At 42.2% G+C, this 5,094-nt stretch carries 5 protein-coding genes and 1 pseudogene; 3 read left to right on the top strand and 3 right to left on the bottom strand.

The genetic code is table 11. The features are described from left to right. Positions 1-235: 235 nt before the first annotated feature. The gene (locus PN450_RS22765) at positions 236-1,984 is read right to left on the bottom strand and encodes an N-acetylmuramoyl-L-alanine amidase (RefSeq protein WP_271837636.1); all 1,749 of its coding nucleotides are present in this window, start codon (positions 1,982-1,984) and stop codon (positions 236-238) included. 65 nt (positions 1,985-2,049) lie between these two features. Between PN450_RS22765 and PN450_RS22760 the strand changes: the two genes are divergently transcribed. The 3 genes from PN450_RS22760 to PN450_RS22750 all read left to right on the top strand — a co-directional run bounded on the left by PN450_RS22760 (position 2,050) and on the right by PN450_RS22750 (position 4,047). Beyond that, positions 2,050-2,196 (top strand): hypothetical protein, encoded by a 147-nt coding sequence (locus PN450_RS22760; protein WP_158310523.1) that lies wholly within the window; start codon positions 2,050-2,052, stop codon positions 2,194-2,196. Between the two features lie 7 nt (positions 2,197-2,203). Beyond that, on the top strand, positions 2,204-3,841 hold the full coding sequence (locus tag PN450_RS22755; RefSeq protein WP_148763972.1) for a CTP synthase: 1,638 nt from the start codon (positions 2,204-2,206) through the stop codon (positions 3,839-3,841). Positions 3,842-3,912: 71 nt separating this feature from the next. Then, positions 3,913-4,047, top strand: a complete 135-nt coding sequence (locus PN450_RS22750) for a hypothetical protein (RefSeq protein ID WP_256370309.1) — start codon at positions 3,913-3,915, stop codon at positions 4,045-4,047. Here PN450_RS22750 and PN450_RS22745 read toward each other — a convergent pair. Together PN450_RS22745 and PN450_RS22740 are read right to left on the bottom strand one after the other, a co-directional pair. Beyond that, complete coding sequence (locus tag PN450_RS22745) at positions 4,016-4,903, bottom strand: ROK family protein (RefSeq protein ID WP_271837634.1); 888 nt, start codon at positions 4,901-4,903, stop codon at positions 4,016-4,018. The genes PN450_RS22750 and PN450_RS22745 overlap by 32 nt on opposite strands. Before the next feature lie 41 nt (positions 4,904-4,944). Further along, positions 4,945-5,094, bottom strand: a pseudogene (locus PN450_RS22740) (RNA-guided endonuclease TnpB family protein); the annotation flags it as partial.

The following is a 5,094-nucleotide window of genomic DNA, read 5'->3' as shown; positions in this document are numbered from 1 at the left end:
ATTTTTTACCCCACCCTAACCCTCCCCTTGTAAAGGGGAGGGAACTGGATTTTTATTGTTTCCCCCCTTTACAAGGGGGGACTAAGGGGGGTAGCAATGTGATGAAAATTACGGAATACCACTTTTCAAACATCCTCTAAGAGTAGGGACGAAGCATTCGGGCGACCTGCTTGCAGCAGCGCTTCGCTATCAATTATTGGTTTTTCTCAAAGGATATTTTCCGAATGCTTCGCCCTTACTTTATTTTAAACCACTTAGTTATCCCGTCAGCTAAAATATTAGCCATTTTCTTCTGTGCTTGAGGATTAACTATTTCCTCAAATTCATCAGGACTACTCATAAAACCCAATTCCAATAATACCGCCGGTGCAGCACTAGGACGAGTCAGGGCTAAATTATTCCAAAATACACCGTAGGAAGGTTTACCAAGTTTTTTGACTACGTAATTTTGTAAAAATACTGCGAGGCTGTGTGATTGAGGATGATACCAAAAAGTACCGAAGCCTTTAGTTTTTTCCGCATCACCATTATCCGGTAAAGAGTTATGATGAATGGAAAGAGCGATCGCAGGTTCTTCTTTATTAATTATCGTCTGACGTTCCCCCAAAGATACATCTCGATCATCTTCCCTCGTCATCACCACCTTAGCACCGCGCTTCACCAACTCATCTCGCAGCAATTGAGAAATTATCAAATTCACATCTTTTTCTAAATACCCAGTTGGACCACTAGCACCAGATTCTTTACCTCCATGTCCTGGATCAAGTACAATTTTAATGCCAGATAAAGGTAGGCGTTTACTATTTTTAAGCTGGGGTGGATGACGTAAAGTTAAAACCAAAGTTGTATTGTCATACCTCAGCTTATAACCCCACTGTTGGAGGTTTTTGAGGTTAAAAGTATATTTGATCTGTGTGGGGCTTACCTGTTGCCAATCTAGGCGAGAAATCAGGGGGTCATCATCTAGACGAATTGTGTCTGTTTGAGCAGTGGTATTGTAGAGGGTGAGAATAAAGGAGTTATTTCCCTGTTCCACACTCACCGGCACAGCACTTTCCAAAGGAAAACGCATCTCTGTCGCTTCAGCCAATTGCCGATAGCCGACACTCCGAATCACCGTCTGTGGTGCAACCGCACCTGATATAATTGTAGTTTCGTTGCTATTAATCCAAGCCCCATAGTCTAAGCGCAACCATGCACCTTCTTTTCCCGTAACACTTGCCATAGTTCCCTTTGGCAATGGTGTCAGTCGTGAATAATCGGTACTAGGTCCCGTGCGAGTAACGCCTGATTCTGATGCAATTTCCGCAACTGCTAATTGTGTGGGCGCGAGAATTTCGATTTTTCCTAAACCAGTTTGAGTTATTCTTTGATCATTCAGTTGTAAATTAAATTGAGGTTTTCCTAAATCAGCAGCATTTGCGACTGTTGTACAACCTTGGTATTTGGTAAGAATAGAAAGATTAGGCTGATTTAACCCCGTCAAAACACTTGAATTTGGAGGTAATTGTGCAAGTGAAGGCTGGGGTAAAAGGGCAATATTTTGATTTACCAGATTAACCGAGACAGTAGCTTGAGGTGGTGCAACTGCACTAAAACAAATTAATTCTCCTGGTAATCTGGCAATATCGACAGCAGGAGTCAAGGAATCCTTAGCAAAGCCTAACCCTTGAGGTAACTCAGGTTGAGTGGACACCCTGATGATCTTAATCTCTCGTTCTTGATTTTGGTAACGAACTTTAAATATATTTTCTCCTAACTGTAAGGGAAAACTGGGGGAAAAATGCCCGGCTTTGCTACGGTTAACGAGCTTACCATTAATTAAAACTTGCCCGTCGGGGGGCGCTGTACCGATAAAAAATATTTTTTCTGTGCTGGTTTGGTAGTTTGTCGGGGGAAAAACTACTAAAAGTGGTTCTTGTGCTAATGCAACTGAGGAGGTGACTAAAAAATTAAATAATACTAATCCTAAAAGTTTTTTCATGGACAAACACAGAAGATTTCAGGATAGGGACTGTGGCACAATGGCCAAGATGGAGTCAAACATAAATGATGTGGAAATGGCAATACATTGGCCAAAAAGGTTGGGACGTGGAGTTATTGGGCAAAATTCATCCTCCAAACAAGCCTCGAAAATCGTCTACACAAATTCTCCTGCGGGAGCAAAATCTATATTTAGAAGTTGCTAGAAATTGAAAATACTATGACTAAGTTTATCTTTGTGACTGGGGGCGTGGTTTCCAGTATTGGTAAGGGAATTGTAGCAGCAAGTTTGGGACGTTTGCTCAAATCACGGGATTATTCGGTTTCGATTCTCAAGCTCGATCCCTATATTAACGTTGATCCAGGGACAATGAGTCCTTTTCAGCATGGGGAAGTTTTTGTCACCCAAGACGGTGCAGAAACAGATTTGGATTTGGGACATTACGAACGGTTTACTGATACTTCTATGTCTCGGTTAAACAGTGTTACTACTGGCTTAATTTATCAGTCAGTTATTAATAAGGAACGCCGAGGCGACTATAATGGCGGTACTGTTCAGGTAATTCCGCACATTACCAATGAGATTAAAGAGCGAATTCTCAGAGTTGCTAAAGAAACTAATCCCTCCGCCGTAATTACGGAAATTGGCGGAACTGTGGGTGATATTGAATCACTACCTTTTCTAGAAGCAATTCGTCAACTGCGAAAGGAAGTAGGAAAGCGTAATGTGTTGTATATGCACGTTACTTTGTTGCCTTGGATTGCTGCGGCGGGAGAAATGAAAACTAAGCCTACTCAACATTCTGTCAAAGAATTGAGATCAATTGGCATTCAACCAGATATTTTAGTATGTCGGAGCGATCGCCCCATTCCGGTCGGCTTGAAACAAAAGTTATCAGAGTTTTGTGATGTCCCTGTAGAATGTGTTATTACCAGTCCAGATGCTCGCAGTATTTATGAAGTTCCAGTAATTTTAGAACGGGAAGGATTAGCTGAACAAGTTCTTAACTTACTACAAATGGAACAGCGTCAACCCAATATGACCCAATGGGAAAACATGGTAGAGCGGATGTATAATCCTAAATATACCGTCGAAATTGCTATTGTTGGTAAATATGTGCGGTTAGGTGATGCCTATCTTTCCGTGGTTGAATCTTTACGTCATGCGGCTATTGCGACTCATGGTGATTTGCGTCTGCGGTGGATAAACTCGGAAGTTTTGGAAAATGAACCACCGGAAAACTATCTTGCAGGTGTTGATGGTATCATTGTTCCGGGCGGTTTTGGTAGTCGGGGCATAGATGGGAAAATTGCGGCGATTAAATACGCCCGCGATCGCCAAATTCCCTTTTTAGGTTTATGCTTAGGAATGCAGTGTTCCGTGATTGAATGGGCGAGAAATGTCGAAGGCTTATCTAATGCCAATAGCGCCGAATTTGACCCATATACAGACAATCCGGTTATTAACCTGTTGCCAGAACAACAGGATGTAGTAGACTTAGGCGGGACAATGCGCTTAGGACTTTATCCTTGTCGGGTACTTCCCAATAGCCTAGCTTTCCAACTTTATCAAGAAGAAGTCATTTATGAACGCCACCGTCACCGTTACGAGTTCAATAATGTCTATCGTAGTCAGTTATTAGATTCTGGTTATTTGGTGAGTGGCACATCTCCAGATGGTAGATTAGTGGAAATTATTGAATATCCCAAACATCCTTTCTTTATCGCTTGTCAATTTCATCCTGAATTTCAATCTCGCCCCAACGCACCTCATCCTTTATTCAAAGGATTTATGACCGCTGCAATTTCTCAATTCCATTCGACAACTACCACACCCAAGCCTGTACAAGTTTCTTAGTTGTCAGTTGTCGGTAGGGGCGAAGCATTTGGAAGATAAATTATCGGTCATTGCCAAAAATAGTTCTGCAAATGCTTCGCCCGTACAGTGCGAAGCATTTGGAAGATAAATTATCGGTCATTGCCAAAAATAGTTCTGCAAATGCTTCGCCCGTACGGTTGTCGGTTTTCCCCATTACCAATTACCTATTTCCAATGCTAACTTAGCAGCGCCTACCATTCCCGCTGTATTTCCTAATTCTGCGGGGAGAATTTGCAAACCTGCGCGGGAAGTTGGTAAAACTCGTTTTTCGATTTCTGCTGTTAATGCAGGTAAGAAAAATTCAAAACTCCCACTGACACCACCACCAATAATAATTGCTTGGGGTGTCAGCACATAGAGTAAACTGGTTAAACCAATTCCTAAGTCTCTACCATATTCTTGCCAAAAAGTCAAGGCTTCTATATCTCCAGCTTGGGCAAGTGCGCCTAATTCTGCTGGTTCTTTGCCTGTGCGGCGACGGATAGCAGAGATTGAAGTATGCTGTTCTAATGAGCCTTGATTGCCACTATTACACATTTGTCCATCAGGATTTAAGGTAATTAAACCTAATTCTGCTGCTGCACCTTGATGTCCGACAAATAATTTACCATCAAGAATAATTGCCCCACCAACGCCAGTCCCCAAAGTTAGTAAAATCAAATTGGGGAAATTTCGGCCTGCACCTAACCAAGCTTCTCCTAAACCTGCACAGTTAGCATCATTAGCCAAAATTGTCGGTTTACCGGTTTTGGCTTCTAACCAATCTGCTAAGGGGACATCATGCCATCCTACTAGATTAATGGCAACTTTCGCAATTCTTCCCGCAGCATCAGCAGGACCAGGAGTACCTAAACCGATAGCGACACTTTCATTATTGGGGTCAATTTGTGATATTGCATCTACTATTGTCAATAATACAGCCTCTGGTGTTGCGGGTTGGGGAGTATCCACAGATAAAGATTGCAAACAATTACCATCTGCTGTGAACCGACCAAGTTTAATCGCAGTTCCCCCTAAATCAATACCAATTACTTGCTGCATAATTTTAATTTATTTTATTTTTACTGTTGACACTCCCCGGTCTAAAGACGCGGGGATTCTACATTCACAGACTCGCCGTTAGACGACAGGTTTGCACCAATCGCCCAAGAGGGCAAATCTCCTGTAGCGTAGCTTCCGGTATGCCCTACCGTAGTTAATCCTAATCTTAGGATGTTGATACTGGCGTTAAT

Origin of the sequence: Dolichospermum lemmermannii CS-548 (assembly GCF_028330815.1) — a bacterium.
Taxonomy (GTDB): Bacteria; Cyanobacteriota; Cyanobacteriia; order Cyanobacteriales; family Nostocaceae; genus Dolichospermum; species Dolichospermum lemmermannii.
This window is presented reverse-complemented; position numbering and strand designations above follow the sequence as displayed.

Coding starts and splice junctions, on each gene's coding strand:
- PN450_RS22765 (WP_271837636.1), bottom strand. CDS start 1,984: ATGAAAAAACTTTTAGGATTAGTATTATTTAATTTTTTAGTCACCTCC.
- PN450_RS22760 (WP_158310523.1), top strand. CDS start 2,050: ATGATGTGGAAATGGCAATACATTGGCCAAAAAGGTTGGGACGTGGAG.
- PN450_RS22755 (WP_148763972.1), top strand. CDS start 2,204: ATGACTAAGTTTATCTTTGTGACTGGGGGCGTGGTTTCCAGTATTGGT.
- PN450_RS22750 (WP_256370309.1), top strand. CDS start 3,913: ATGCTTCGCCCGTACAGTGCGAAGCATTTGGAAGATAAATTATCGGTC.
- PN450_RS22745 (WP_271837634.1), bottom strand. CDS start 4,903: ATGCAGCAAGTAATTGGTATTGATTTAGGGGGAACTGCGATTAAACTT.